Below are 2,847 nucleotides of genomic sequence, written 5' to 3' on the forward strand. Positions count from 1 at the left end.
CGCGGCGGGGCGCCGCCGCCCGCGGGCTGCCGGCGGCGGAGAAGCCCCGGGGCCCCCGGGGTGCGGGGTGGGCGCGGGGGCGCAGCTGCGGGGGGCTGCCCGTGGGGGGGGCGGGGGGGCGCGGGGGGGGCGGGCGCGGGGGGATAGGCGCGGGGGGGGCCGGGCGCGGGGGGGGGCGGGCGCCCCGCCGCTACGCCGACTTCTCGGCGGCCTTCGGGGCGGGCTTCTTCGCCGGTGTCTTCTTCGCCGCAGGTGCCTTCGTGGCGGGTTTCTTGGCCGCAGCTGTCTTCGCCGCCGGCTTCTTCGCAGCCGGTTTCTTTGCGGCGGGCTTCTCGGCCGCGTCGGACTCGTCATCTGCTGCGGCGTCGTCCGCGGCGCCCGTCGCCGCACCGCTCCCCTTCGCACCGCGACTCTTCTCCACGCTGCGGCGCAGCGCCTCCATGAGGTCGAGCACCTCGCCGCCGCCCTTCTCCTCCTTCTCGTCGTCGTCGTGCGCGTGCGTGTCATCGGTGTCGACCGCGTCACCCGCGCTGAGCTTGGCGTCGATGAGCTCGCGCAACTGCTCCTGGTAGTCGTCGCTGAACTTCTCCGGCTCGAAGTCGGCCTCGAAGCTGCCCACGAGCGACTCCGACATCTTGAGCTCCTGCGCCGAGATGCGCACTCGCTCGTCAAGGGCGGGAAAGGATGCCTCGCGCACCTCGTCGTCCCACAGCAGCGACTGCAGCACGAGAACGTCGCCGCGCACGCGCAGCGCACCGAGGCGGGTCTTCTGCCGCAACGCGAAGTGCACGATCGCGGTGCGGTCGGTCTCCTCGAGCGTGCGCCGCAGCAGCACGTACGACTTGACCGAGGTGGACGCCGGCTCCAGGTAGTAGCTGCGGTCGAACATCAGCGGGTCGAGCTGGTCGCTCGGCACGAATTCGACGACGTCGATCTCCCGCCGCTTCTCGGCCGGGAGCGTCGCGAGGTCCTGCTTGGTCAGCACGACGGTGTGCTCGCCGTCGTCGTAGGCCTTGTCGATGTGCGAGTACTCGATGACCTTGCCGCAGATCTCGCACTTGCGCTGGTACCGGATGCGCCCGCCATCCTTGTCGTGCACCTGGTGCAGGGAGATGTCGTGGTCCTCGGTCGCGCTGTAGACCTTGACGGGGATGTTGACCAGCCCGAAGGTGACCGCGCCGTTCCAGATTGCTCGCATGCGCTCCATTGTCGACCCGCAGCCCCGCCACCGTAACCCCGTAGCGCGACGGGCGGATGCGGGCAGAATGTTGCCATGACCCCGACGGATGCGACGCTCGTCTCCGTGGATGGCCGCCGTATCCGGCTCACCAACCTCGACAAGGTGCTGTATCCCGAGACCGGCACGACCAAGGCCGACGTGCTCGACTACTACGCGCGCATCGCCGCGGTGCTCGTTCCGCACGCCGCCGACCGCCCCCTCACCCGCAAGCGGTGGGTGCACGGCGTCGGCACCCCCGATGCGCCAGGGCAGGTGTTCTTTCAGAAGAACCTCGACGACAGCACGCCCGACTGGGTGCGCAGGCACGCCATCGAGCACCGCACCCACGCCAACGACTACCCGCTGCTGAACGACCGGGCCACCCTGACCTGGCTCGGCCAGATGTCGGCGATCGAGCTGCACGTTCCGCAGTGGCGGTTCAGTCGCACCGGCATCCCGCAGCATCCCGACCGCATGGTGCTCGACCTCGACCCGGGACCCGGCGCCGGGCTGCCGGAGTGCGCCGAGGTCGCCCGGCTGGCGCGCACCATCCTGCTCGACATGGGCCTCGACCCGATGCCGGTGACCAGCGGAAGCAAGGGCATCCACCTCTATTGCCGGCTCGACGGCTCCCAGGATTCCGACGGCGTCAGCGAGGTCGCCCATGCCCTCGCCCGTGCCCTCGAGGCCGACCACCCCGACCTCGTCGTGAGCGACATGAAGAAGAGCCTGCGCGACGGAAAGGTGCTCGTCGACTGGAGCCAGAACAGCGCCAACAAGACGACGATCGCCCCGTACTCCCTGCGCGGTCGGTTCCAGCCGACGGTTGCGGCCCCGCGCAGCTGGCAGGAGCTCGACTCCCCCGACCTCGCCCAGCTCGACTACCTGCAGGTGCTCGACAGCGTCGCGCGCCGCGGCGACCCGCTGGCGGGCGTCGAGACCGACGCACGCGCCAGCCTCGAACCGACCCCCGAACGCATGGCGTCGTTCACGGCGACCGACGCGTCGCGCGACCGGCTCGAGAAGTACCGCAGCATGCGCGACGCCAGCAGGACCCCCGAACCCGTGCCGGAGGGCATCGCGCCGCCCTCCTCGGGGGCGACCTTCGTGATCCAGGAGCACCACGCCCGCGGCCTGCACTGGGACTTCCGACTGGAGTACGACGGCGTGCTGGTCAGCTGGGCCCTCCCCAAGGGAGTGCCGACCGACCCGAAGCAGAACCACCTCGCGGTGCAGACCGAGGATCACCCGCTCGAGTACGGCACGTTCGAGGGCACCATCCCCGCGAAGGAGTACGGCGGCGGCGAGGTGACGATCTGGGATTCCGGCACCTACGAGCTCGAGAAGTGGCGCGAGGGCAAGGAGGTCATCGTCACCCTGCACAGCGACCGAGGTGCCCGGAAGTTCGCCCTCATCCACACCGGAGGACGCGGCGGGGGTGCGGCGAACAACTGGCTGATCCACCTGATGACGGTGGATGCGGCATCCACCCCCACCTCGAATGGGCAGGCGTCACCCGCGCCGGCGACCGCGCCCGCCCGCACCACGACGGCCCCGCCCGCCCGCACCGCGACGGCCCCGCCCGCCCGGTCCGCTACGACCCCGCCCGCCCGCACGGGACGCACCGT

Annotated in this window: 2 protein-coding genes; one reads left to right on the forward strand and one right to left on the reverse strand. The window is 71.2% G+C overall.

Annotated elements, in window-relative coordinates:
• Positions 1-190 precede the first annotated feature (190 nt).
• Positions 191-1,198, reverse strand: a complete 1,008-nt coding sequence (gene ku / locus G5S38_RS15360; protein ID WP_165070499.1) for a non-homologous end joining protein Ku — start codon at positions 1,196-1,198, stop codon at positions 191-193.
• Between the two features lie 75 nt (positions 1,199-1,273).
• Here ku and ligD point away from each other — a divergent pair.
• Positions 1,274-2,847 (forward strand): non-homologous end-joining DNA ligase (gene ligD / locus G5S38_RS15365; protein ID WP_201276715.1); only part of this gene is annotated, 1,574 nt, incomplete at its 3' end.

The organism is Marisediminicola senii, from assembly GCF_011057645.1.
Lineage (GTDB): Bacteria > Actinomycetota > Actinomycetes > Actinomycetales > Microbacteriaceae > Marisediminicola > Marisediminicola senii.

Bases quoted from the DNA above. Each gene is read 5' to 3' on its own strand.
- ku (WP_165070499.1), bottom strand. From the start codon at position 1,198: ATGCGAGCAATCTGGAACGGCGCGGTCACCTTCGGGCTGGTCAACATC.